This is a genomic window from Tsukamurella sp. 8F, assembly GCF_029167375.1.
Taxonomy (GTDB): Bacteria; Actinomycetota; Actinomycetes; order Mycobacteriales; family Mycobacteriaceae; genus Tsukamurella.
Window position 1 is genome coordinate 100,298 of the sequence record NZ_JARFTP010000005.1, and the last position, 24,693, is coordinate 124,990.

23 protein-coding genes and 2 pseudogenes are annotated in these 24,693 nt (G+C 70.0%); 15 read left to right on the forward strand and 10 right to left on the reverse strand.

The annotated features are described in order from the left end of the window. Positions 1-80 precede the first annotated feature (80 nt). The 6 genes from purF to purM all read left to right on the forward strand — a co-directional run bounded on the left by purF (position 81) and on the right by purM (position 5,905). Positions 81-1,652 (forward strand): amidophosphoribosyltransferase, encoded by a 1,572-nt coding sequence (gene purF, locus P0W64_RS05530; RefSeq protein ID WP_275479073.1) that lies wholly within the window; start codon positions 81-83, stop codon positions 1,650-1,652. Positions 1,653-1,852: 200 nt separating this feature from the next. Next, positions 1,853-2,353: a histidine kinase gene (locus P0W64_RS05535; RefSeq protein WP_275479074.1), complete on the forward strand. Its 501-nt coding sequence runs from the start codon at positions 1,853-1,855 to the stop codon at positions 2,351-2,353. An 83-nt stretch (positions 2,354-2,436) separates the two neighbouring features. After that, the gene (locus P0W64_RS05540; protein ID WP_275479075.1) at positions 2,437-3,237 is read left to right on the forward strand and encodes a DUF4097 family beta strand repeat-containing protein; all 801 of its coding nucleotides are present in this window, start codon (positions 2,437-2,439) and stop codon (positions 3,235-3,237) included. A 1-nt stretch (position 3,238) separates the two neighbouring features. Continuing rightward, the gene (locus tag P0W64_RS05545) at positions 3,239-4,018 is read left to right on the forward strand and encodes an ATP-binding cassette domain-containing protein (protein ID WP_275479076.1); all 780 of its coding nucleotides are present in this window, start codon (positions 3,239-3,241) and stop codon (positions 4,016-4,018) included. A 2-nt stretch (positions 4,019-4,020) separates the two neighbouring features. Beyond that, positions 4,021-4,782 carry an ABC transporter permease gene (locus tag P0W64_RS05550; RefSeq protein ID WP_275479077.1) on the forward strand — a complete coding sequence of 254 codons (762 nt, stop codon included), beginning with the start codon at positions 4,021-4,023 and terminating at the stop codon, positions 4,780-4,782. A 61-nt stretch (positions 4,783-4,843) separates the two neighbouring features. Beyond that, the gene (purM, locus tag P0W64_RS05555; protein ID WP_275479078.1) at positions 4,844-5,905 is read left to right on the forward strand and encodes a phosphoribosylformylglycinamidine cyclo-ligase; all 1,062 of its coding nucleotides are present in this window, start codon (positions 4,844-4,846) and stop codon (positions 5,903-5,905) included. 143 nt (positions 5,906-6,048) lie between these two features. Here the strand turns inward: purM and P0W64_RS05560 are convergent, their stop codons facing one another. The 3 genes from P0W64_RS05560 to P0W64_RS05570 all read right to left on the reverse strand — a co-directional run bounded on the left by P0W64_RS05560 (position 6,049) and on the right by P0W64_RS05570 (position 8,076). Further along, entirely contained in the window at positions 6,049-6,234 is a 186-nt protein-coding gene (locus tag P0W64_RS05560) for a DUF3073 domain-containing protein (RefSeq protein WP_275479079.1), read from the reverse strand. Positions 6,235-6,367: 133 nt separating this feature from the next. After that, the gene (locus P0W64_RS05565; protein ID WP_275479080.1) at positions 6,368-7,000 is read right to left on the reverse strand and encodes an MOSC domain-containing protein; all 633 of its coding nucleotides are present in this window, start codon (positions 6,998-7,000) and stop codon (positions 6,368-6,370) included. Continuing rightward, a complete protein-coding gene (locus tag P0W64_RS05570; RefSeq protein ID WP_275479081.1) occupies positions 6,997-8,076 on the reverse strand; it encodes a folate-binding protein in 1,080 nt (359 codons plus the stop codon). Before P0W64_RS05570 ends, P0W64_RS05565 begins: the two co-directional genes overlap by 4 nt. 102 nt (positions 8,077-8,178) lie before the next feature. Between P0W64_RS05570 and P0W64_RS05575 the strand changes: the two genes are divergently transcribed. Further along, entirely contained in the window at positions 8,179-9,099 is a 921-nt protein-coding gene (locus P0W64_RS05575) for an aminodeoxychorismate lyase (RefSeq protein WP_275479082.1), read from the forward strand. On the opposite strand, the gene P0W64_RS05580 is transcribed toward P0W64_RS05575, so the two are convergent. Further along, positions 9,083-10,465 carry a DHA2 family efflux MFS transporter permease subunit gene (locus tag P0W64_RS05580; RefSeq protein WP_275479083.1) on the reverse strand — a complete coding sequence of 461 codons (1,383 nt, stop codon included), beginning with the start codon at positions 10,463-10,465 and terminating at the stop codon, positions 9,083-9,085. The genes P0W64_RS05575 and P0W64_RS05580 overlap by 17 nt on opposite strands. A 188-nt stretch (positions 10,466-10,653) precedes the next feature. Here P0W64_RS05580 and P0W64_RS05585 point away from each other — a divergent pair, with 188 nt between their 5' ends. The 4 genes from P0W64_RS05585 to cydC are packed head-to-tail and all read left to right on the forward strand — an operon-like array spanning position 10,654 to position 16,350. Beyond that, a complete protein-coding gene (locus P0W64_RS05585; RefSeq protein WP_275479084.1) occupies positions 10,654-12,114 on the forward strand; it encodes a cytochrome ubiquinol oxidase subunit I in 1,461 nt (486 codons plus the stop codon). 12 nt (positions 12,115-12,126) lie between these two features. Next, on the forward strand, positions 12,127-13,173 hold the full coding sequence (gene cydB, locus P0W64_RS05590; protein WP_275479085.1) for a cytochrome d ubiquinol oxidase subunit II: 1,047 nt from the start codon (positions 12,127-12,129) through the stop codon (positions 13,171-13,173). Then, a complete protein-coding gene (gene cydD / locus P0W64_RS05595) occupies positions 13,170-14,786 on the forward strand; it encodes a thiol reductant ABC exporter subunit CydD (RefSeq protein WP_275479204.1) in 1,617 nt (538 codons plus the stop codon). Before cydB ends, cydD begins: the two co-directional genes overlap by 4 nt. Beyond that, a complete protein-coding gene (cydC, locus tag P0W64_RS05600; RefSeq protein WP_275479086.1) occupies positions 14,779-16,350 on the forward strand; it encodes a thiol reductant ABC exporter subunit CydC in 1,572 nt (523 codons plus the stop codon). Before cydD ends, cydC begins: the two co-directional genes overlap by 8 nt. A 10-nt stretch (positions 16,351-16,360) precedes the next feature. On the opposite strand, the gene P0W64_RS05605 is transcribed toward cydC, so the two are convergent. After that, positions 16,361-16,945, reverse strand: a complete 585-nt coding sequence (locus P0W64_RS05605; protein WP_275479087.1) for a TetR/AcrR family transcriptional regulator — start codon at positions 16,943-16,945, stop codon at positions 16,361-16,363. An 80-nt stretch (positions 16,946-17,025) separates the two neighbouring features. On the opposite strand from P0W64_RS05605, the gene P0W64_RS05610 reads away from it, so the two are divergent. Both P0W64_RS05610 and cysC read left to right on the forward strand, forming a co-directional pair. Beyond that, the gene (locus tag P0W64_RS05610; protein ID WP_275479088.1) at positions 17,026-17,724 is read left to right on the forward strand and encodes a DUF899 family protein; all 699 of its coding nucleotides are present in this window, start codon (positions 17,026-17,028) and stop codon (positions 17,722-17,724) included. Positions 17,725-18,169: 445 nt separating this feature from the next. Then, a pseudogene (gene cysC / locus P0W64_RS05615) lies at positions 18,170-18,712 on the forward strand (adenylyl-sulfate kinase); the annotation flags it as partial. On the opposite strand, the gene P0W64_RS05620 reads toward cysC, so the two are convergent. From P0W64_RS05620 to P0W64_RS05640, 5 genes and pseudogenes are all read right to left on the reverse strand, one after another. Next, positions 18,693-19,805 (reverse strand): sulfotransferase family protein, encoded by a 1,113-nt coding sequence (locus P0W64_RS05620; protein WP_275479089.1) that lies wholly within the window; start codon positions 19,803-19,805, stop codon positions 18,693-18,695. The pseudogene cysC and the gene P0W64_RS05620 sit on opposite strands and share 20 nt — an antisense overlap. Positions 19,806-19,809: 4 nt before the next feature. After that, positions 19,810-20,403, reverse strand: a pseudogene (locus P0W64_RS05625) (FABP family protein); the annotation flags it as partial. A gap of 279 nt (positions 20,404-20,682) precedes the next feature. Next, positions 20,683-20,988 (reverse strand): DUF1416 domain-containing protein, encoded by a 306-nt coding sequence (locus P0W64_RS05630; protein WP_275479091.1) that lies wholly within the window; start codon positions 20,986-20,988, stop codon positions 20,683-20,685. 8 nt (positions 20,989-20,996) lie between these two features. Continuing rightward, the gene (locus P0W64_RS05635) at positions 20,997-21,830 is read right to left on the reverse strand and encodes a sulfurtransferase (protein ID WP_275479092.1); all 834 of its coding nucleotides are present in this window, start codon (positions 21,828-21,830) and stop codon (positions 20,997-20,999) included. A gap of 259 nt (positions 21,831-22,089) precedes the next feature. Beyond that, complete coding sequence (locus tag P0W64_RS05640; protein WP_275479093.1) at positions 22,090-22,914, reverse strand: LmeA family phospholipid-binding protein; 825 nt, start codon at positions 22,912-22,914, stop codon at positions 22,090-22,092. A 90-nt stretch (positions 22,915-23,004) separates the two neighbouring features. Here P0W64_RS05640 and P0W64_RS05645 point away from each other — a divergent pair, with 90 nt between their 5' ends. Together P0W64_RS05645 and mshD are read left to right on the forward strand one after the other, a co-directional pair. Beyond that, on the forward strand, positions 23,005-23,727 hold the full coding sequence (locus P0W64_RS05645; protein WP_275479094.1) for a response regulator transcription factor: 723 nt from the start codon (positions 23,005-23,007) through the stop codon (positions 23,725-23,727). 10 nt (positions 23,728-23,737) lie between these two features. Further along, entirely contained in the window at positions 23,738-24,661 is a 924-nt protein-coding gene (gene mshD / locus P0W64_RS05650) for a mycothiol synthase (RefSeq protein ID WP_275479095.1), read from the forward strand. Positions 24,662-24,693: the final 32 nt, after the last annotated feature.

Here is a 24,693-nt window from a genome sequence, read left to right on the forward strand (position 1 = left end):
GGCGGTACCGGAATTGGTAACGGCTGGTGAACTGCCCGTACACTGATGGCGCCGCAGCCCTCAGCCTTCAGGAGCCATCCGTGAACAAGCTGCCCCTCTTCGTAACCCCGTCCGCCGGAGCCGAAAAGGACCCGGACGACGAGAACGAGCCCAGGGAGGAGTGCGGCGTATTCGGCGTCTGGGCCACGGGCGAAGAGGTCGCCAAGCTCACCTATTACGGTCTCTACGCGTTGCAGCACCGCGGCCAGGAGGCCGCCGGGATCGCGGTCGGTGACGGTGAGCAGGTGCTTGTGTTCAAGGACCTCGGCCTGGTCAGCCAGGTATTCGACGAGCAGACGCTGAGTTCGATGCACGGCCACGTCGCGATCGGGCACTGCCGCTACTCCACGACCGGATCTACCACCTGGGAGAACAGCCAGCCGATCTTCCGCACCACGAGCGCCGGCAACGGCGTCGCGCTCGGGCACAACGGCAACCTGGTGAACACCGCGGAGCTCGCGCGCCGCGCGGCCGACGAGGGACTGGGCGGCGGTCGCGCCGACCAGATCGCGACGTCGGACTCGGACATCGTTGGTGCCCTGCTTGCGCACTCGGCTGCGGACCGCACCCTCGAACAGGCCGCGATGGATCTGCTGCCCACCCTGCGGGGCGCGTTCTGTCTCACCTTCATGGACGAGACGACCCTCTACGCCGCACGAGACCCCCATGGCGTCCGTCCGCTGTCGCTGGGCCGCCTCGACCGCGGCTGGGTCGTGGCCTCTGAGACCGCCGCCTTCGACATCGTCGGCGCGTCCTTCGTTCGAGACATCGAGCCGGGTGAGTTGCTCGCGATCGACGCCGACGGCGTCCGCTCGTCCCGGTTCGCGCCCGCCACGCCGAAGAGCTGCATCTTCGAGTACGTCTACCTCGCGCGGCCCGACTCCGTTATCCAGGGCCGCTCCGTGCACTCCACTCGCGTCGACATCGGGCGTCGCCTCGCGCGTGAGCACCCGATCGAAGGCGACCTGGTCATCCCGGTCCCCGAGTCCGGCACGCCGGCGGCCGTCGGCTACGCACAGGAGTCTGGGATCCCCTACGGCCAGGGCCTGATGAAGAACGCGTACGTCGGTCGTACGTTCATCCAGCCGTCGCAGACGATCCGCCAGCTCGGTATCCGCCTCAAGCTGAATCCGCTGCGCGAGGTGATCCGCGGCAAACGGCTAGTGGTGGTCGACGACTCCATCGTGCGCGGGAACACACAGCGCGCGCTCATCCGCATGCTGCGCGAGGCGGGAGCCGCCGAGATCCATGTGCGGATCGCGTCGTCGCCGGTCAAATGGCCCTGCTTCTACGGCATCGACTTCGCGTCCCCGGCCGAGCTCATCGCCAACGGTGGCGGTGCCGACTCGATGGAGGGCATGGTCGAGAACGTCCGCGCCGCGATCGGTGCCGATTCGCTCGGCTACATCTCCATCGATGAGATGACCGCCGCGACCGAGCACGCGGGATCCGAGATGTGCCGTGCCTGCTTCGACGGGAACTACCCGATCCCGTTGCCCGAGTCCACCTCGATGGGCAAGGCCGTGCTGGAGACCATGCTCAAGTCGGGACCGCAGGCGGGGAACCCGCTCGAGGCCGAGAATGCCAACGCCTCGGCGCTGCGTCGCCCGTAACCCGTAGTCGGTCGGCCAGGCGCCCTGCGCGCGGTCGCGTGCCCTCGAGCAGGCGCTACTACTCTGACGCCCGGTCCGGGTGCTCGCCGCGCACCCCGTTTGCGGCCTGAGCAGTACAGATCGCGATAGATCGGCGGCTTCCGGAGCCGCATCGTTTTTCGAGTCTTGCCATGACACCATAGTGGTGTCATCATGGTGTCATGAAGCTCGGGCGCTACGTGGAAGACCTACACCGACATCTCGTCGTCGCTGCTCGAGCGGGCGGCGAGGATGCGCAGCAGGTCGCCGAGCGTCTCATCGCGCCGCTCGACTCCGCAGCGCGGCTGGTGCTTCTCGAGGCGCTCTCCGCGGCGGCGGGGGAGATCACCGTCGCACTCGCGCCCGGCGCAGTCGAGGTGCGGCTGCACGGCCGAGAGCCCGAGTTCGTGGTCAGTCCCGGGATCTCGGAAACCGCGGACGTGCCCGCGCCCGCAGAGCCTGCGCACGCCGAGGCTCCCGCCGATGACGGCGCGACCACGCGCACGACCCTGCGCCTGCCCGACAACATCAAGGCCCGCGTCGAGGACGCCGCTGCCCGCGACGGCGTCTCGGTGAACACCTGGCTCGTCCGCGCCGTCGGCTCGGCGCTGGACCGGGACTCTCGTCCCACTCCCGAGCGGCGCGAGGGCGGCGGCCAGCGGCTGAGGGGATGGGTGCGATGACTCCAGCCCACTTCTGACGAAAGTCTCAGTACCACAACAGAAACAAGATCATTTCCAACAGAGACCACCTCTGGAGTACAAGCATGCCCGTATATGCCACGGAAGAACCCGTAACCGTCCTTCTCGACCTGCCGGCGGGTGATGTCCGCATCGTCGCGGGCGATCGTGCCGAGGTGACCGTCGACGTCCGCCCCGGCGTCCGCGCGACTCCGGACGACGTCAAGTCGGTCGAGGAGGTGCAGGTCCGCTTCGTCGACGGCCGCCTCACGATCGAGGCACCGCGCGGCTGGCAGCGTTATTGGCGGATGATGAGATCCACCAGCGTGCCGGCGGTCGAGGTCGGGATCGAGGTGCCGAGCGGCTCGGCCGTGCAGGGCCGTCTCGACTACGGCGGCATCGTCACCCAGGGGCCTCTGGACCGCGTCGACGTCGACTCCGACTACGGCGCGATCGACATCGCCGAGGCCCGCGCGGTCCGGGTGGACAGCAACGGGGCCGTCCGGCTCGGCCGCGTCGACGGCCCGGCCGCCGTCACCAACAAGTACGGCGCCACCAGCGTTCGTGAGGCCCTCGGGAGCCTGCAGATCAAAGCCGCCTACGGGACCGTCACCGTAGATCGCGCCGAGGCCGCGACCGAGGTGAAGACCGCGTACGGCGCCGTCCATATCGGCGAGCTGGTGCGCGGCACCGCGCAGGTCAAGAGCTCCTACGGTGACCTCGACATCGGGATCCGGAAAGGCACCGCCGTGTGGCTCGACGTCGGTACCCAATACGGCGAGGCGCGCAGCGAGCTCGACGAGCAGGACGGTCCCGGCGACGCGGCCGACACCCTCGAGCTGCAGGCGCACACCACGTACGGGGCGATCAGGGTCCGGAGGGCGTGATATGACCACATCGACAGCCATCGAGGTGCGGGACCTGCGGAAGTCGTTCGGCGACCTGGATGTGCTCCGCGGAGTCGACCTCACCGTCACACGCGGCAGCATCTTCGCGCTGCTCGGATCGAACGGCGCGGGCAAGACGACCGTCGTGAAGATCCTCTCGACCCTGCTCCGTGCGGACTCGGGCACCGCCACCGTCGACGGCGGCGATGTCGCCTCGCAGGCTGCGCGTGTGCGCGAATCCATAAGCCTCACAGGTCAGTTCGCGGCGGTCGACGAGATTCTCACGGGGCGGGAGAACCTGGTACTCGTCGCGCGCCTACGGCACCAGCGCGATCCAGGCGGCATCGCGGACACACTCCTGGAGCGCTTCTCGCTCGCCGACGCCGGCAACAGGCGGGTGGTGACCTACTCCGGCGGCATGCGTCGCCGCCTCGACATAGCGATGAGCCTGGTCGGGAACCCGCCCGTGATCTTCCTCGACGAGCCCACGACAGGCCTCGACCCGGAGGCCCGGATCGAGGTATGGGAAGCGGTGCGCGAGCTCGCCGAGGGAGGCACGACGGTGCTGCTGACCACCCAGTACCTCGATGAGGCCGAGCAACTCGCGGATCGCATCGCGATCCTGCACTCCGGCCGGATCGTCGTCGACGGCACACTCGCCGAGCTCAAAGCACTGCTGCCGCCTGCGGAGGTCGAGTACGTCGAGAAGCAGCCGACGCTCGAGGACGTCTTCCTGGCCATAGTCGCGACGACCGAACAGACCGATCGGAAAGGGGCCTGACCATGAGCACCCACGTCATCGGCGATACGGCGACGCTGCTGGGCCGATCACTGCGCCACGTCACCCGGAGCGTCGACACCGTCATCACCACCACGATCATGCCGATCGCCTTCCTGTTGCTCTTCGTGTACGTGTTCGGCGGCGCGATCGCGACGCCCGGACATTCGTACGTCACGTATCTACTGCCGGGCATCCTGCTGATCACGGTGGCGTCGGGCGTGTCGTACACGGCGTTCCGCCTGTTCCTCGACATGCGTGGCGGCATATTCGAGCGCTTCACCTCGATGCCGATCGCCCGGTCTGCGGTGCTCTGGGCCCACGTCCTGACATCGATGGTGGCCAACTCCATATCGCTGGTGGTCGTGGTGGTCGTGGCGGTCGCGATGGGCTTCCGCTCGAGCGCGGGAATCGGCGCCTGGTTCGCGGTCGCAGGCATCCTCGGCCTGTTCACACTCGCGCTCACGTGGCTCGCCGTCATCCCCGGGCTCACCGCTGAGTCGCCCGACGGTGCGAGTGCGTTCTCCTACCCGCTTATCCTGTTGCCCTTCGTCAGCTCGGCGTTCGTGCCGACCGCATCGATGCCCGGTCCGGTGCGTGCATTCGCCCAGCACCAGCCGGTGACGTCCATCGTGGACACCATCCGCGATCTCCTCACGCGCCAACCCGTGGGTGGCGGTGTCTGGGTCGCTCTCGCCTGGTGCGTGGGGCTGCTCGCGGTCGCCTACGCGGTGGCGATGGTGCTCTATCGCCGCCGGATCGCCTGAGCAGCGGATCCACAGGTGCGGCGGGGCCCGCGGCACTCCCGGTCGGGTACCGTTAGGGCTCGTGACAGAGCTGAACCCCAAGGCCTCGTACGCTGCCGCAGGAGTCGACATCGAGGCGGGTGACCGCGCCGTCGAGCTGTTCAAGCCGCACGCCAAGCGAGCCACGCGTCCCGAGGTCATGGGCGGCCTCGGCGGGTTCGCCGGGCTGTTCGCACTCCGGACCAGTTACCGCGAGCCGGTCCTGGCCGCATCCACCGACGGGGTCGGCACCAAGATCGCCGTCGCGCAGTCGCTGGGCAAGCACGACACCGTCGGGATCGACCTCGTCGCGATGGTCGTCGACGACCTCGTGGTGACGGGGGCCGAGCCGCTCCTGCTGCAGGACTACATCGCGGTGGGAAAGGTCGTCCCCGAGACCGTGGCGGAGCTCGTCGCAGGCATCGCGGAGGGCTGCGTTCAGGCCGGCTGCGCGCTGCTGGGTGGCGAGACCGCCGAGCATCCGGGGCTGATGGCCGAGGGTGAGTACGACCTGTCCGCGACCGGCATCGGCGTCGTCGAGGCCGACGAGGTGCTCGGCCCGGACAACGTCCGCGCGGGCGACGTCGTGATCGGCATGGCGTCGTCGGGCCTGCACAGCAACGGCTACAGCCTGGCCCGCAAGGTGCTGCTCGAGTGGGCGCATATGGACCTCGACGGCCATGTCGAGGAGTTCGGCCGCACGCTCGGTGAGGAGTTGCTCGAGCCGACGAGGATCTATGCGCTCGACTGCCTGCGGCTCGCCAAGGAGACGCAGGTGCGCACGTTCTGCCACGTCACCGGCGGTGGGCTGGAGAACAACCTGGCACGCGTCATCCCCACTGGCCTGCAGGCGAATCTGGACCGCGGCACGTGGAGCCCGTCGGCCGTGTTCTCGATGATCGCGCAGCGCGGCCGCGTCGAGCAGGCCGAGATGGAGAAGACCTTCAACATGGGCGTCGGCATGGTCGCGATCGTCGCGCCAGAGGACGTCGACCGGGCCCTGGCGGTGCTGACCGCCCGGCACATCGACAGCTGGGTGCTGGGCAACGTCACCAAGTCCGACGGTCCCGGGGCCGTGCTGCACGGATCACACCCGCGCTTCTGACGACCGGGCAGGTCGTCCGGACGAGTTCTCGACAGACCCGAAACCGCGCCCAGGGAGCCTGGGCGCGGTTTCTGCTTGCCGAGCAGATCATCGGTCGAGCTAGACGCCGAGGGGACGACGCGCAGAAGATCGGGCGAGCCGCGTCAAGCGCGGCGCCACTCCTCTTCCTCATACACGTCGACCCACTCGGGGTGCGCGGCCACGACGTCTGAGTCGGCCTCGCCTCCCGATAGCTCCTGCTGCAGGCGCTTGAGATCAGTGTTCGGCGAGCTGTACTTGAGCTCGCGTGCAACCTTGGTCTGCTTCGCCTTTGCCCGGCCGCGGCCCATGGGGGACCCCCTCGCGCAATGAAGGGGCGGCCAACTACCGACTCTGCCGGTGGGTGGCGGCCCCTTTCCTCGTTTACAAATTCTTCCTGGGGACTAGTTTAGCGCGCGTAGGGCGATCATGCCGCCACGCGGGTCAGGACGCGCGGATGAGGGCTCGCTTCGCATCCCGGGCGACCTTCGGCGGCAGGTCGCCCACAGCCAGCAGCGCGCGCAGCCGCTCGGGTGCCGAGCCGGTGAACACGTCGCGCACTGTGGCGCCGTGCGCGGGTACCGAGTCGACCGCGATCTCGTCGGCGGCGGCCACCGGACCCGGTTCGAGCACGCGCAGGTAGGCGCCGACGTCGGCGCGCGCCGTGAACCGTTCGATCCAGCGGTCCTCGCCCGACCATGCGACGAACGTGGCGCACGGCGTGCGTGGAATCGTCACCTCCAGCAGCAGCGACGCCCCGACGCGCAGTCGCGTTCCGACCACGAGGTCGGTGGTCGGGCCGTCGATGCGTAGGTTCTCGCCGAACCAGCCGTAGGGCAGATCTCGGCCGAGCTCCTCCGCCCAGCGCGCGGCCTCATCGTCGGAATAGGCGTATACGGCCTGCTCGAGGCCGCCGTGATGCTTGGTATCGGATACGTGATCGGTGATGAGGCCCATGGGGCCCACGTCTACCGGACCCGTGACGGGCCGCTTGTCGATCGACGTGCGGCGCTGCGGGTGCTTCGGGAACAGCGCGCGGTCCTCCTCGACCGCGCACACGGCGAGGACGCGCATCATCGTCCGCGCAGGCGGTCGACCGCTGCGCGTCCGGCGGCCACGGCTCCGTCGCCGGCCGGGGTGACGTCTGCGTCGATGGCCGCCGCTGCGCCGCCCGCATCGAGCTGCGCATCGTCCGGCACGGCACGTTTGACGAGCGCCAGAGCGACGGGGCCGTAGTCGCAGTGCTCGACGACCGTGCCGACCCGCCCGACGGTGCGACCGCCTGCGGTGACGGGATCTCCGGTGGCCGGTCGCGTGTCGGCCGAGCCGTCCAGATGGAGCAACACGAGCCGGCGGGGCGGCCGACCCAGGTTGTGCACGCGGGCGATCGTCTCCTGCCCGCGGTAGCAGCCCTTCTCCAGGTGCACGGCAGGACCGATCCAGCCCACCTCGTGCGGGATCGTCTTCTCGTCCGTGTCCACGCCGAGGCGCGGCTCGGCGCGCGCGACCCGTAGCGCCTCGTAGGCCCAGCTGCCCGCGGGCTGCGCGCCGGCCTCGACCAGGTGAGCCCAGGCGTCCGCGGCGTCGTCGGCGGGCAGGATCAGCGTCGTCTCCCCGTCGTCTGCGCGGGCGATTCCGCCCCGGTGGGCGACTGCACGTCCGGGCCGCAGATCGAGACCCGCGATCCGGGCCGCGTCCGGTCCGACGAGGGTGAGCACCGTCAGGTCCGGGCGCTCGGCCACCTGGACGTCGGCCCAGAAGACCATCTTCGTCAGGTAGGCGGCGAGGTCGGCGACGCGCGCACCCTCCGTGTCGATGTAGGCGACCGAGTCGACGTCGCTGATCCAGAAGTGGTCGAGCACGCGGCCCTGTCCGTCGAGGTTCAGGTCCTGGACGGCCGAGCCGTCGGGCAGGCCGTCCAGGTACTGCGACGTCAGCTTGTGCAGCCAGGAGAGGCGGTCGCCTCCGGTCAGGGCGAGCACTCCGCGGTTGCCCCGGTCGATGACGGCGGCGGCGCGCTGCGCTGCGCGCTGCTCGGCGAACGGGTCGCCGTAATGCCATGCGACACCCGCGTCGGGGGAGTCCGCGGGGGCGGGGACTGCGCCTGCGGCGCGGGTCGCGTCGAGCAGGACGGGGTGCGTGGCGCGTGACACGCACCCGAGTCTACGCGCAGCTCCGTGGGCCCAGCGCCGGCCGAACACGTCCGGCAGCTGTCCGAATGGTAGTGCCCCGGAGAGTCGAATACTGTTGGCGCCATGGCTTCTGATGCTTCCGGCGGCGCGGCTCCCAGCGCCGGTGCGGTCTCGGGTGGCGGTCCGGCGGTGGTGGTCACGCTCGACGGCGCGACCCACGACCCGGCTCGGCCCCTATTGTTCGCGGATGATCTCGCGGCGGTGCGTGGCGACGGCTGTTTCGAGACGGTGCTGGTCCGCGGCGGGCGACCGCTGAAGCCGCGCGCGCACCTCGATCGGCTGGCACGGTCGGCGGCAGCGCTCGGCCTCCCGAAGCCCAACGATTCGGCCTGGTGGGCAGCGATGGAGCGTGCCGCGGTGTTGTTCGGGGAGCGCGCCGGCGAGGACGCCGAGGGCGCCTTGCGGCTCGTCTATTCGCGCGGACGAGAGTCGGACCCGACCGGGACGTCGTATGTGACGGTCGCGCCGCTCGGCGCCCGCGTGCGCACGGCTCGCGAGGACGGTGTCGCCGCGCTCACCCTGCCCCGCGGATACTCCGTGGATCTCGCACAGACCGCGCCGTGGTTGCTGCTCGGCGCGAAGACCCTGTCCTACGCCGTGAACATGGCGGCCCTGCGGTACGCCGAGTCGCGCGGCGCAGGCGACGTGATCTTCACCTCGAGCGAGGGCCGCGTGCTCGAGGGCCCGCGCTCGACAGTGCTCGTCGCGCGCGGCCGTACGCTGGTCACCCCGCCCGACGACCAGGGGATCCTGCCGGGCACCACGGTCGCCGCGGTGCTCGACGCGGCCGAGGACAAGGGCGTGTCGACCGAGGTGGCCCCGCTCTTCCCCGCGGACCTCGTGACAGCCGACGGCGTGTGGCTCGTGTCGTCGATCACGCTCTGCGCGCGGGTGCACACACTCGACGGGCACGCGCTGCCGGATGCACCCATGGACGCCGACGTGCGCGCGCTCATCGAGCACGCGATCACGACGGCACCGTGACGCGTTTCCGGGCAGGGCTGGGAAGCCGCAGCGCGGATGCCAGCGCTACACCCGCGAGCGCGACCGGCACCAGGTAGGCGAGCCCGACCGAGCCGGGCGTGTGGTGCGCTCCGCCGGCCGTCGAGGTCATCACCGTCGCGAGGATCGCGGCGCCGAGCGCGGAGAACAGCTGGCTGTTGGTGTTGATCAGGGTGCTCGCACCCGCCACCCGGTCGGGAGCCAGGCCGCGCGTGGAGCCTGCGATCAGCGGCATCATCGTGCTCCCGGCGCCGATCCCGATGAGCACGCTGACCGCGGCGATCGCGGGGTAGGGGGCCGATGCCGCTGCGCACAGTCCGACACTCGCGAACCCCGCCAGTCCCGTACTCACGCCGACGAGCACGACCCGGCGGGTACCGATTCGGTCCGCCAGGCGTGTCGCCACCTGCAGCGCTACGGCTGAGGCAAGGGCCTGGCCGATCGTCAGCGTCCCGGCGAGTGTCGCGGAGTCGCCGCGGGCCTGCTGCACGTAGACGGGAAGCGCGAGCATCGAACCGAAGTACGCGGCCGTGAACGGCGCGAGCGTCCGCAGCGCGGCGCGCAGCGGAGGGTGTGCGATCAGGCGTAGGTCCAGTAGCGGATGCGGCGTGCGCAGTGCATGCGCGACGAACGTGCCGATCAGTGCGAGGCCCGCGGCCGCAGGGGCCAGCACCGATGGTGACGTGGGGTCACCGTCGGTGCCCAGGCGCGAGAGGCCGAACACGACCAGGACCGCGCCGGGCGACAGGGTGAGCAGGCCGCGTATGTCCAGGGGCGACGCCGCGCGCCGGTCGTTGGGCGGGAGGTAGCGGGCGGCGAGCACGAGGGCGGCGAGGCCGATGGGGATGTTCAGGAAGAAGAGCGACCGCCATCCGACGCCGTCGACGAGGGCGCCGCCGAGTGTCGGGCCGAGGACGGGACCGACGAACAGTGGGAGTCCGAAGACCGCCATGACGCGGCCGCGGTTCTCGTCCGTCACCGAGCGCAGCGTGACGGCCATGCCTACCGGGGCGAGCAGGCCGCCTCCGACGCCCTGCAGTGCACGGAACCCGATGAGGCTGCCGACGCTCCAGGCGAGGCCCGCGGCCGCCGAGCCGGCGAGGAAGAGCCCGAGCGCGGCGAGGTAGGTGCGGCGGTCGCCGAACCGTGCGACGGCCCACGCTGCGGTCGGCATGACCGCGACCAGCGCCAGCATGTACGCGGTCGTCACCCACGCGACCGTCGGCAGGTCGGCGTGCAAGGCACGCGTGAGGGCAGGGGTGGCGATAGCGGTGACGGTGGTGTCGAACATCGTCATGAGCGATCCGAGGGCGACGATGCCTGCGATGCGGCGTGCTGGAGTGTCCATGCAGACCATCATTGGACCTCTACAATGGTTTAGGTCAAGTCTCGGGTTCGCCCCCCCGGTCGTCGCCGGCCGGGTGTGATCCCCGACGGGGATCCGCCGATTCTCTTGGGATCGAGGCTCTTGTCTACTACCATTCGTAGTAGCGATGGCCGGCCCGGCCGCCGCTCCCCTCGGCCCTGGAGAGCGACATGAGCGCACTCGATATAGCTCGGTGGCAGTTCGGCATGACGACCGTCATGCACTTCATCCTCGTACCGCTGACGATCGGCCTCGCCCCGCTGATCGCGGTCATGCAGACGATATGGGTGGTGACCGGCAGGTCCGGCTGGCTACGCGCCACGAAGTTCTTCGGCAAGCTCTTCCTCATCAACTTCGCGCTCGGTGTCGCCACGGGCATCGTGCAGGAGTTCCAGTTCGGCATGGCGTGGAGCGAGTATTCGCGCTTCGTGGGCGACGTGTTCGGCGCGCCGCTGGCCCTCGAAGGACTGGTCGCATTCTTCATGGAGTCGACGTTCCTGGGGCTGTGGATCTTCGGCTGGTCGCGGCTGCCGAAACTTGTTCACCTGGCCTGTATCTGGCTCGTGGCGATAGGTGTCAACGCATCGGCATACTTCATCATCGCCGCCAACTCGTGGATGCAGCACCCCGTCGGCGCGACCTACAACCCGGAGACCGGTCGCGCCGAGCTCACAAGCATCTGGGCGGTGCTGACCAACGTGACGACCCTCGCCGCGTTCCCGCACACCGTGGCCGGATCCGTCCTGACCGCAGGCACCTTCGTCGCCGCGATCGGCGGGTGGTGGATGGTGCGCTCCGCCCGTCGCGGGGAACTCGACCTGGCGCGGACGCTGTTCCGACCGGTCACGGTGCTCGCACTCTGGGTCATGATCGCTTCGGCGGCGGTGCTCTTCCTGACCGGCGACACGCAGGGCAAGCTCATGTTCAAGCAGCAACCCATGAAGATGGCGTCGGCGGAATCGTTGTGTCACACAGAGACCGGCGCGGGCTTCTCACTCTTGACGACCGGCACGCATAACAACTGCGACTCGGTGCAGCACGTGATAACCGTCCCCAAGCTCACGTCGTTCCTGGCCACGAGCACGTTCGATTCCACACTGCCCGGGGTCGCCGAGATGCAGCAGCACTATGAGGAGACGGTCGGCCCCGGCGACTACCGGCCCAACCTGTTCGTCACCTACTGGGCGTTCCGGGCGATGATGGGATGGTCGGTCGGATCGGGTGCCCTCGCGCTGGCCGGCCTGTGGCTCACTCGGAGGAGACGGATGCCGACGGGAAGGGCGGCGACCTGGTTCAGCCGCCTGTGCCTGATCGCGCTGCCCACGCCGTTCCTCGCGAACTCGTCCGGCTGGGTGTTCACCGAGATGGGCCGGCAGCCATGGGTCGTGGTGCCCAACCCGACGGGCGACCCGAACATCCACCTCACCGTGCAGGATGCGGTATCGGGGCACTCGGTCACCATGATGGCGTTCTCCATCTGTGCGTTCGCCGCGTTGTACGGGTCGCTGTACATCGTGTGGTTCGTGTTGCTGCGGCGCTACACCCTGGAGGGGCCGCTCGACCACGACGATCCGGATCACTCGCCGCCGGAAGAGGACTCGACATCCGGCCAGCTGTCGTTCGCGTACTAGAGGAGGCACGCCATGACACTCGCGGACTACTGGTTCCTAGCCATCGGAGTGCTCTTCACGGGCTACTTCCTTTTGGAGGGCTTCGACTTCGGCGTAGGGATGCTGATGCCGATCCTCGGCCGCGGCTCGGACGTGCGGCGCCGCGTCCTGCTCAACACGATCGGGCCCGTGTGGGATGGTAACGAGGTGTGGTTGATCACCGCCGGTGCGGCCATGTTCGCAGCGTTCCCGGAGTGGTACGCCACCCTGTTCTCGGGGATGTACCTGCCACTGCTGCTGATCCTGGTCGGTCTCATCGCGCGCGTGTGCGCGATCGAGTGGCGCGGCAAGATCGATGACCCGCGCTGGCGCCGCATCGCCGACATAGGCATCGGTCTCGGCTCGTGGATACCGGCGATCCTGTGGGGTGTCGCGTTCGCGAACATCGTGCGCGGCGTGGACATCGATGCGGGCAAGCAGATGACGACCGACCTGTGGGGGCTGCTCGGCCCGTATGCGCTGCTGGGTGGTGCGGCCCTGTGCCTGCTGTTCCTGTTGCACGGCACGATCTTCGTCACCCTCAAGTCCGACGGGGAGGTACGGATCGACGCTGCGCGGCTCGCACGGCGGATCGCGGGGCCGGTCACCGTCGTCGTCGGGGGGTTCGCGCTGTGGACCCAGCTCGCCCACGGCAAGGGCTGGACGTGGGCGGTCGTCGCGGTCGCCGCGCTCGCCCTGACGCTGGTGTGCGCGTTGGTGTTCGGTTCCGCGTTCGCCGGGGAAGCGCGGCGCGAGCTACTCGCGTTCGCCGCGACGTCGGTGACCGTGATCGGCGTAGCCGTGCTGCTCTTCGGCTCGTTGTTCCCGAACGTCATGAACGCGACCGATCCCGCGCACGCGCTGACCATCGCGAACGCATCCTCCACGCACTACACGCTCACCGTGATGAGCTGGTGCACAGTGTTCATCCTGCCCGTGGTGATCGGATACCAGGCGTGGACGTACTGGGTGTTCCGCAAACGGATCTCGGCGTCGCACATCCCGCCGTCGATCGGCCTGTCGCCGACGCCGCCGAAGTGACGACTCGGGGGCCCGTCGACCCGCGGCTGTGGCGGTACGCGCGGTCCGGCCGCGTGTTGCTCGGTGTGGTGACTGCGGCGGGGCTCGTGGGAACGGCGTGCACGATAGTATTCGCCGCCTGTGCCGCAACAATGCTCGCACGGATCGCCGCCGAGCCGGCGGAGCGCACGCTGGCCGCACAGGGGCCGCTTCTGGCGTTGGCCGGCGCCGCGTGCGCGGCGCGGGCGGCGGTCGCATACGCGCGCATCAGGATCGAGCATCGCTGCGCTGAGCGCGTGGTGTCCCAGCTGCGGTCGGCCAGCCTGGATGCCGCCGGCCGTCTCGCCGTGTGCGGCCGGGAGGGCCCGGAGGGACTGCGCACCGTGGTGACCCGCGGGCTCGACGACTTACCGCCGTACCTCACGGGGTACGTTCCAGCGCTGGCCCTCTCATGCACGGCGGTGCCGATGCTGATCGTCGCTATCGCGGTCGCCGACCCGCTCTCCGCCGGAATCGTAGTGGGTACGCTTCCGCTGCTGCCGGTCTTCATGATCCTGGTGGGTTTGCTCACGCGGGACCGAACCCGGCGCCGCCTCGACGCGATGACAGGTCTGTCCAGGCAGCTGCTCGACCTCGTGGCGGGACTCCCGACGCTGCGTGCTCTGGGGCGAGAGCGCGGCCCCGAGGCGCGGGTGCGGGAGCTCGGCGAGCGCTCGGCGCGTGAGACCATGGCCTCGCTGCGCATCGCATTCCTGTCGTCGATGGTGCTCGAGCTGCTCGCCACGCTGTGCGTCGCACTCGTGGCCGTCGGTATCGGCCTGCGGTTGGTCTACGCAGAGATGGGCCTGGCCGCGGGCGTGTTCGCGCTCATCCTGGCACCCGAGGTGTACCTGCCGCTGCGCACCGTCGGTGCGCAGTTCCACGCTGCCGAGCAGGGGGTCTCCGCGTCCGGTCGCGTGTTCGCGCTGCTGGATGCTGCCGCGGACCTGTGCGATTCGAGCCCGGACCTGGTTGCGATGGGGACACTGCGAGTTCGCGACCTGTCGGTTGCGGGACGCGACGGTGATGCACCGCATCGCCTCACGGCGGAGTTTCCGTCGGGCGTGCTCACCGTGGTCTCCGGTCCGAACGGCGCCGGCAAGTCGACGCTGCTGCAGGTGCTGCTCGGCCTGCGCGAGCCGACCGCAGGGCGGTCCGATGTCGTCGACTGGGATCGTGTTGCATGGTGCCCACAGCACCCGGTGCTGGTGTCTGGCACGCTTGCCGAGAACTTCACGTTCCTGGGCGCGCCACCCGTGGACGCGCCTGAATCGGTATGGGCTTGCGCCGCCGTCGGATTCGACCTCGAGTGGGATCGGGTGATCGGTGCGGACGGCACCGGGATCTCCGCGGGCCAGCGTCAACGGCTCGCGCTCGCCCGCACGCTGGCCCGCTCGGCGGCGCAGCCCGCGCCGCGGGTGTTGCTACTCGACGAGCCGACAGCCCACCTGGACCGGGAATTGGAGACACGGGTACTGGACGAGCTGCGGCGCCGGGCGGCGTCCGGTGACACCGTGGTCGTAGTCGCACACCACGCCTCGGTGATCGCCGCAGCAGATGCCGCCGTCGACGTGCGGGCGGTGGCCCATGCGTGACCTCCTCGCCTGCCTGCGGGCAATGCGTCTGTCGCCGCGCGCGGTGATTATCGCGGCGCTCGCCGGGATCGCCACGGCGGCTGCGGCTCTCGCTCTCGCGGGACTGTCCGCTTGGCTGATCACCGAAGCGTGGACCATGCCGCCGGTGCTGGCTCTCGCGGTGGCGGTGACCGCGGTGCGTGCCCTGGGTATCACACGCGGCGGTATGCGGTACGTCGAGCGGCTCGCGAGTCATCGCCTCGCCCTCGACGGCCTGACGGAGCTGCGCACGGCCCTGTACTCGCGGCTCGCCGCGGCGGAACCTGCGGTCGCTCTGCGGATGCGCGACGGGGATCTGTTGCAGCGCACGGGGAGTGACGTCGACGAGGTCGGTGACGTGCTGGTGCGCGCGCTGCTGCCGGCCGCCGTCGCCGTGGCGACCGGTGCCGCAGCCGTCGTGTGGCTGGGACTCGTGCATCTGCCCGGCGCGGTCGTGTTGGCCGCGTGCCTGGCGCTCGCGGGCGTGGCGGCGCCGTGGCTCACCGCGCGGGCGGCGGGTGCCAGAGCCGCGGCGGAGTCGGCAGAGCGGATCGCGTTCGCGGATCACGCCGGGGCGGTGCTGGACCACGCCGCGGAACTCGCGGTCGCGGGCCGCCTCGACGGTGTGCGCCGCGCGGCAGTGGAGGCCGAGGACCGGCGCCGGGCCGCTATCGACCGTGCCGCACGCACAACGGCCGTCGCGGACGCCGCGACGCCACTCGCCGTCGGGATCGCCGCGGTGGCGGCCCTGCTGTTGGCGGTGCCGCTGTCTCGTCACGCCGATGTGACCACCATCGGAGTGCTGATCCTCTTGCCGCTCTCCGCTTTCGAGACCGTCGCGCCGCTCGCGGACGCTGCGCGGCAGTTGCTGCGTTCGACAGAGGCCGCGTCGCGCCTCGCGCCGCTGCTGCACTCGCCCGAGGCGCGACCGCGGGGCGATCTGCCGGCCCCGTCCGAGCCGGACCTCTATCTGGTGCGGGACCCGAGGGATATCGAGGTCCCATGGTGCGGAAGGCTGTTCGTCGGCGGCGCGAGCGGAGCGGGCAAGACGACGCTGTTGCTCGCGCTGGCCGGACTGGACGCTCGGGGTGGGGAGGTCACCGTCGACGGGCGCCCTGCGTCCGAGTACGCGGACCCCACCGCGGCCGTGGCGCTGTTCCGGGAGGACGCGCATGTATTCGCCACGTCGGTCGCCGAGAACTGCCGTGTGGCAGCGGGTTCCGCAACCGATGAGCAGATCGCGGCGGCGCTCGCCCGGGTGGGGCTGGCGGCGTGGCTCGCGGGCCTGCCCGACGGCATCGCGACCCTGCTGCCCGACGGCTCCGCGTCCCTGTCGGGCGGTCAGCGCCGGCGCCTGCTGCTGGCGCGGGCCCTGCTGTCGCCGGCACCCGTCGTGCTGCTCGACGAGCCGACCGAACACCTCGACCGCGCCGACGCGGACGCGCTCCTGGCCGATATCGCCGACCCCGCGGGCATGTTCACCGGCCGCACCGTCGTGATCGCGGGGCACAGTGCGCCGCCCGGTCTGCCGGTGGTCATGCTGTGACGCCCGTCTGTCACGCTCTGGCGCGGATGCCTTCGATAGCGGCGTCGACCGTGGCCTGCGCGGCACGCTCGACGGCCTCCTCGTCGGCATCCTGGAGCGGGCCGTGCAGGGCGAGCTCGGCGAAGCCGTGTACAGCGGACCAGCACGCCCAGGGCGCCTCGGGGCGGCGCTCGGGGGCGAGGTCGCCGGACTGGACCATGTCGTCGAGCACCGTCGTGAGGGCGACATAGGGCAGCGCCTCGTCGAGCGAAGGCTGCTTGGGGATTCCGGCACCGAAGAAGGCCACGGAGAACCAGCCGGGCTCAGACAACGCGAACCGGATGTAGCCCATGCCGACTGCACGCAACCGCTCCACGGGCTGATGATCCTCCGAGAAGAGCGCCGTCATGCTCTCCGCCATCCGTTGCTGGATCGCGCCCGATACCGCCGCGACCAGCGATTTCCGATCGGGGAAATGGCGATACGCGGCGTTCGGGGTAACGCCTGCCCGGCGCGTCAGCTCCCGGAGGGTCAGGGCCTGGGGCCCGCCTTTGCGGGTGACCTCGAGGCCCGCCGCAATCAGAGCGGCCGGCAGGTCGCCGTGGTGGTAAGCCATCTATTGACGCTCCTCAGGGCAATGTCTACGCTGTACACATCAGTTGATGTGCAACGTGTCTACATTAGGAGGTGGCCGAGGTGGCCGCAATTCCCCGCATCGTCGATCAGCCGGCCTGGGAGCGAGAACTCGCCGAGCTCCGGGTCCGCGAGAAGGCCGCCACCAGGGAGTTGGATGCGATCGCTGCACAGCGCCGGCGGCTCCCCGCCGTCCGCCTGCCCGAATACACGCTCATCGGCGCGGACGGGCCCGTGCGGCTTGTCGATGTGTTCGCGGGGCGTAGTCAGCTGATCGTCTACAACCACATGTGGTCAGGCGGTGCGGAGTGGCAGTGCCCCGGCTGCACCGGATTCACGGCGCAGTTCCGTCGGCCGGATTTCCTGGACGTATGGGACGCGCGCTTCGTCGTCGTCACCTGCGGCGCGATCGGCGACGCGTTGGCGTACCGGGAGAAGGTGGGCAATCAGCTGGACTGGTACTCGACCGCGGACAGCCCCTTCGGGGCGGACATGGGGGCTCCGGCCGGCGCCGGCTTCGCCGTCAACGTGTTCCTACGGGACGGCGACACCGTCTACCGCACCTGGCACACGGACGGCCGCGGTTGCGAACAGCTCGGCTACACGTTCGCGCTGCTCGACGTGCTGCCGTACGGGCGTCAGGAGTCGTGGCAGGACGCGCCGGACGGTTGGCCCCAATTCCCGACCTACACACGTGGATTCACGTCGCAGGACGTCGCCGCCGCGTACGGGCCGCCTGCGGAGACCGTGCCTTCCGAGTAGAGGTGTCCGCCCCATCCGTCCGCGCGGCGGTGACCGATGTCGTTACTCGGGAGTGGAGTGATGAGGTGGGCTCTTGTGCGTTAAATCCGTTGCAGCACCGTCGACGCCGGGCGTAGCGTCGGCTGCGCAGATATGGAAAGGAGGTGGTCCGAGAAATGGTGAATTTCAGGACTGAGGAGGTGGCCGCCGCCTGACGGCGGTCGCCCACCTGGAATGACGGGAACCCCCGATCGCGTGAGGTCCACGCGATCGGGGGTTCTCCGTATCCGGCACAGCGGTTAGGCGCGCCCGAATTCACAGCTCCCTGCGGCGTACTGGTGTTTGCGCAGCGCACGGATACAGCGGTTTCCCAGGTTCGCGGCAAGTGTCGGATTGGGGTCGCGCGTCCACTTTTGCGTGGCTCGGGGAAGCGGGCATACTTGCTCGGATGCCTTCCACGACGAACACGCTCGGCGCCACCGTGTGGTTCACAGGCCTCTCCGGCGCAGGCAAGTCCACGGTCGCCGCAGCGGTGTACGAGCGGCTCGTCGCGCACGGACGCTCGGCCTACCTGCTCGACGGTGACGTCCTGCGCACGGGCCTGTGCAGCGACCTCGGCTTCGACAAGGAGTCGCGCACGGAGAACGTCCGGCGTGTCGCGGAGGTCGCCCGGCTCTTCGCGGATGCGGGTGTCGTCGCCGTCGCCGCGCTGATCAGTCCTTACACGGTCGACCGGGCGCACGCGCGGGCCGTGCACGAGGACGCGGGGCTGCGCTTCGTCGAGGTCTTCGTCGACACCCCGCTCGAGCGCTGCGAGGCGCGAGATCCAAAGGGGCTGTATGCCCGCGCCCGCTCGGGCGAGCTGCACGGCCTCACCGGAGTCGACGATCCGTACGAGATCCCGCACGACGCCGAGATCGTGCTGCACCCCTCCGACGGCGACCCGGACCACATGGCCGATCTGGTCCTGGCGGCCCTCGACGCCGGCATCAGCGGAAGCGATCGATGAGGCGGCGCAGTGGGCCGGACCGCCGATAGACCGCGCGCAGTGCGGGTTTGGCGCGATCGAACGCGGTGCGTGGGGGCTCGGGGAGCGGCATCGAAAGCATGACACCGGCGAGGGCGTCGAGCGTGATCTCCAGCAGCGCGGCATCGTCGGGTACCGGGCTGGGTGTGCGCGGCTCGCGCGGGAGGAGGTCGTCGAGGTCGCCGACCACGTCGAACCCACGTTCCGCGATGAACTGGATGTGCTTCTCGGCGCACGCCGTGGCCCACGGCAGGGCCGTCTTCGGCAGCACCGGGCCGCCGCGGGGGTCGCCGGCGAACAGCACGCGCCCGACGAGGAACTCCTTGACCGCCCGCTCGTAGCGGGACCACTGCACGTCATCGGGCTGCAGCCGGATGTTGAGTCGCCGCAGCAGCTCCACCTGTCCCATCGACAGACCGGCATTGGTCGAGGGGATCTCGGCGGGTAGATCGGCCGGCGCCAGGCCGAACACCGACAGGTATCGCGCCCACAGCTCGCCTCGCGGGCCGTCGGGGCCGGGAACGGTGACGACGTGCACCTGCTCGGCAGGCACGCCATCGGCCCACGTATCGAGGATGCGCGGCAGATCCTGGAACTCCCAGAACGGATCGCGAAAGTCGGGCCGCGGCACGTCGACGGCGGCCAGGAACTCGTCGAACGACGTCGTGTGCTGGTTCTTGACGTTCTCCTGCCACGTCGAAGGGATCTGGCGGCCCAGGTCGCGGGCGGTGACGACGATGTGCAACTCGGCGAAAGCGAGGTCGCGGCGCACGCGCGCCGCCTGCTCGTGCGTGGCGCTCGCGTACAACTCGTGCGAGATCAGCGACGGCCCGTCCCACGCCCGCATCTGCGTCACCATCGCGTCCCACACGCCCGAGTGCACAGGGTCGACCCAATCGAGGTAGCGCTCGGGCTGCAGGAGCACGGCTGCGTGGAAGTGCGAGGAGATCAGGTCACCCGGGTAGAACAACCCGGCGGCGAGGGCGCTGTCCCGGTTCACCCACATCCGGTCCTGCAGGTGGGTGGTGCCGGTCTTGGGGAGGCCGACGTGGAGGTAGACGGGATGGCCGCTCATTCGGCTAGCCCGCGTAGCGGTCCAGCTTGGCACTCAGCCGGGGGACGAGGTCACCGTCGGCGCCGATGCGTTCCTCCACGTAGGCGAGCGCCGCACCCTCTTCGACGAGGCCGTAAAGGCGTTTCGCGCCGCCCGCCTCGGGGCCGGTCTGGGTGCGGATCACGACGTCGGTCGCGAGCTCCCACGCGGTCTGGGACACCGGGGATCCGTAGTACAGCTCGACGATGCCGGACGCGTGCGCTACCAGGAACTCGATCGAGTCGTCCTCGCCGATCCGCCAGAAACCGGATTCGCGGAGATCGGGTTCGATGTACTCGCCCTCGGCGCCGAGCCGCCAGGAGCGGGACTCCCACGAGAGGAAGTTCTGGCCGTCGTGGCTGACAACGACCTGCTGTCCGAAGCGGTAGTCGCTGCCGTCGGCGTTGCCTTCCCCCTCGCCGCGCCACACGCCCACGAGCGGCAGCAGGCCCAGCAGGCCGGGGTGCAGGTCGGGCCCCTGACGGAGATTGGCCGTCTCGTCGGGCAACGGGAGGCCCGGGAGGCTGGAGATGTTGCGCGTCGAGGTCGAGGCAGCGCGGTCGGCCGCGCGGTCCAGCGCGCTGGGGTCTGGGGTCGCGTCTTCGGAGGCCAAGGGGCTACTGGCCGTCGTGGAGGAGGCGCCAGATGACGAATACCGCGAAGCCGAGGATCGCGATCGAGGCGATCACCAGGAGGATCTCGAATGCAAGGACCATGGCCGCCATCCTAACTCTCGGATGTGTCGCGGGTGCGGCCGCGTACGCGGCAGGGCTCCGGTCGTATACGCGGCACGGTCTCCGGTCGTATACGCGACGAGGGCGCGCGTCCAGCGGACACGCGCCCTCGTCGGCAGCGGGGTCTACTTGCTGACCGTGATGTCCTTGTCGTAGACGCCGTTGGCGTCGGGAGACACGGTGACATCGCCGTTGCCGGCCGGCGACAGGGCCCGCAGGGTCCACGTACCCGGCGCGGCAAAGAACCGGAAGTCTCCGGTCCCGGAAGCCACGACCTCGGCGGTGAACTCGCCGGTGCCGTCGAGCAGGCGCACGAAGGCGCCTGCGACGGGGTTACCGGTGGCGTCCAGGACCTGGCCCGTCAGGACCGTCTCCTTCTCGACGTCGACCCCGGCGGGCAGGTTCTGTCCCTGCTTAGGTGCTCCACACATATCTCTGATTACGCTCCCAGCTCGATCGGGACTCCGACCAGCGAACCGTACTCGGTCCAGCTGCCGTCGTAGTTCTTGACGTTCTTGTGGCCCAGCAGCTCCTGCAGCACGAACCAGGTGTGGCTCGAGCGCTCGCCGATGCGGCAGTACGCGATGGTCTCCTTCTCGCCGTCGAGGCCCGCCTCCTTGTACAGCGCGGCGAGGTCATCGTCGGACTTGAAGGTGCCGTCCTCGTTGGCGGCCTTGCTCCACGGCACGTTGATCGCGCCCGGGATGTGGCCGGGGCGCTGGCTCTGCTCCTGCGGGAGGTGCGCCGGGGCGAGGATCTTGCCCGAGAACTCGTCGGGGCTGCGCACATCGACCAGGTTCTTGGCGTTGATCGCGTCGACGACCTCGTCGCGGAACGCACGGATCGAGTTGTCGGCGGCCTTCGCGGTGTACGTGGTCGCCGGCCGCGACACGGCGTCGGTGGACAGCGGGCGGGCGTCGAGCTCCCACTTCTTGCGGCCACCGTCGAGCAGCTTCACGTCCTGGTGGCCGTACAGCTTGAAGTACCAGTAGGCGTAGGCCGCGAACCAGTTGTTGTTGCCGCCGTAGAGGACCACGGTGTCGTCCTGTCCGATGCCGCGCTCGGACAGCAGCTTGCCGAACTGCTCGACGTCGACGAAGTCGCGCCGAACGTGATCCTGCAGATCCTGCTTCCAGTCCAGTTTCACGGCGCCGGGGATGTGTCCGGTGTCGTAGGCGCTGGTGTCCTCGTCGACCTCGACGAACACGACCTTGTCGGTGTCGAGGTTCTGCTCAGCCCAGTCTGCGGAGACCAGGACGTCGGAGCGAGCCATATCGCTTCCCTTTCGTCATTACCCAAGTGGACGTGATGAGACCGAGAGGCCGGGGGCCTGCCCGGGGGATGTGCGGCAGCGCGGACCGCGGGAGTTGCGCCATTCGAGGTGGCCGGCCGACGAGACGGCGCGAGCCGGGGCAGGTCAGCCCAGACAGCAACAACCGGCCACGCGGCACAGATCCACCGCGCGGCGTCGGGTGAGCATCAGCTCACAGCGGTTGCGCATGCGGTCAGGATACCCGGCGCGGCTGCCGTCGTCACACCCCCACCCGATAGAAGTCGCCGGGAGTCTTGGTCACGTCGTGTGCCGACGCGAACAGCACGATGTCCGCGTTCTCGCCGCGCGCACCCGTCGGCGCCAGACCGAAGGGCAGGGCGATTGCGGGCAGCACCTTGGTGAACGCCGCGAGGACCCGCGGCTCGTCGCCCGGCCGCAGCCGGGGCGTCGCATGCTCCTCGGGGCCGGTGTAGATCCGCGTCGCCGTGATCGCGACGCCTCCATCGTGTGTCGACATGTCCGAGGCGACCGACACCGACACCTTCCGATCCGCATCGCCGGGTTCCGGGAGCGGCACGGTCCCGGTGAGGACCACACCGGTCGACGACTTGACCAGGCCGTCCGCGGGACTGCCCGCACCCGCGACTCGTCCGGGTACGGGCGTGTGCACCGTGAGATCGACGATGCCGAGGTAGCGCCCGATGTTCTTCTGGTCCAGGCGTACGCGCGCCTCGACGGAGCCGATCCGCATGGGGGTCGACGCATCCACCATCGTCGTCCCGGAGGGCAGGCGGACGTCGTCGAGATCGGCCTCGAGCTTCGCGGAATGGCCCTTCGGGAGGGGGACGGCCGGCTCGGTGATGTTCACGCGCCGGTAGCGGCCGTCGCGTGCCGCGGTCATGAAAGGGAAGCCGGCGATGGTCACCTCGGGGTCCGCGGTGAACCCCGCGGCGGACCGGATCGTGCGCGACAGGCGGTACTCCGCGGCGGCGGCATACCCGAAGTCGACGAGCAGCCCGGCGGCCACGATCAGGGCCAGCGCGGCGAGTCCCCAGCGCAGCGGGCCCCGCCTGCGGGGTGTCACGGTCCGACGCTGTCGGGTGGAGGCCTCAGGCATCCGGCTATTCTGTCATCCGACCGTGCACGGCATAGAAGAGCAGAGAAGGGGTGGTCGGTGGACCTGCTGCTACTCACCCCGGAACCCGACGCGGAGGCCGTCGTGCCGTCGCTGGCGCTGCTCGCGCACAGCGTGCGGGTCGTTCCGGCGGACGTATCGTCCCTGCTCGAGGTAGGGGCGGCCGACGCTGCGCTCGTCGATGCGCGGGTCGATCTGGTCGCTGCGCGGGGCCTCTGCCGCCTCCTGCGCACCACCGCGGACTCCGTCCCCGTAGTCGCCGTCCTCACGGAGGGTGGGCTCGTAGCCGCCAACGCCGACTGGGGGCTCGACGACTTCCTGCTTCCCGGTATCGGCCCCGCGGAGCTCGATGCCCGGCTGCGGCTCGTGGCCGCGCGGCGCGGTGGCGCGGAGCCCGACGAGGCCGTCGACAAGATCGTGCTCGGCGAGCTCACGATCGACGAGGGCACGTACACCGCGCGGCTGCGCGGCCGCCCGCTCGACCTCACGTACAAGGAGTTCGAGCTGCTCAAGTACCTCGCCCAGAACGCCGGCCGCGTGTTCACACGCGCGCAACTGCTGCAGGAGGTGTGGGGCTACGACTTCTTCGGGGGCACACGCACAGTCGACGTCCATGTGCGGCGCCTGCGAGCGAAGCTCGGGTCCGAACACGAGTCGCTGATCGGCACCGTGCGAAACGTCGGATACAAGGCGGTCCGGCCTGCGAGCCGCGGCAAGGACACGTCGGACGCCGCCGAAGACGAGGAGCCGGACGAGCAGTAGCGTGGCTGCCATGGGTGACGGCGCCGTGGGTGATGGGATCGAGGTCGTTCGGGGGGCGCTCGGCGGCCGCGCGGCCAGCGTCGTGGAGCAGGCCGCCGCTGCCGCTCGGGCAGACGGGGTCGAGCCACTCTCCGAGCAGTTCCTCATGGCCACAGGCGGTGCGGGAATCCACATCCTCGCCGCCGGCGGGTACGCCGGGATCGTGACCGCGCCCGGCGGCGGGCCGGCCGCGGTGGAGGCCTTCGTCGAACCCGCAGCGCGCGGGCGCGGCCTGGGCCGCGCGCTCGTGGCCGCAGCGCTCGACGCGGTCGGCGACGGTGCGACGGTGTGGGCACACGGCGACCTACCGGCCGCACGGGCTGTCGCCGCGGCGCTCGGGTTGACCGTCGCGCGCGAACTCCTCCAGCTGCGCCGCCCACTGGACGGTCTGGCTCCGGTGCCCGAGCCCGGGCCCGGCGTCGCCGTGCGCACCTATGCCGGGCCCGCCGACGATGCAGCGATCCTCGCCGTCAACAACGCCGCTTTCGCCTGGCACCCCGAACAGGGCGGATGGACACAGGACCAGATCGCTGAACGGACCGGCTCCGACTGGTTCGATCCCAAGGGCCTCTTCCTCGCCGTGGAAGCGCCGCGGCCGGAAGGCGGTCCGGGGCGAGAGGGCCGTGTGCTCGGCTTCCACTGGACCAAGGTCCATCCCGCGGAGGATGGCGAGCCCGCGCTGGGCGAGGTGTACATCGTCGGTGTCGCACCCGAGGGGCAGGGGAAGGGGCTCGGGCGGTTGCTGACCGCCGTCGGGCTCGAATACCTCGCGGAGCGTGGGCTGAACGAGGTCGAGCTGTACGTCGAGGGCGACAACACGGCCGCCCTGCGCACCTACCGTCGCCTCGGCTTCAGCGACTACCGTCGCGACGTCGCGTACGGGAGGAGACGGTGAGTGGCGCCGCGGGAATCGACGACAGGGACGAC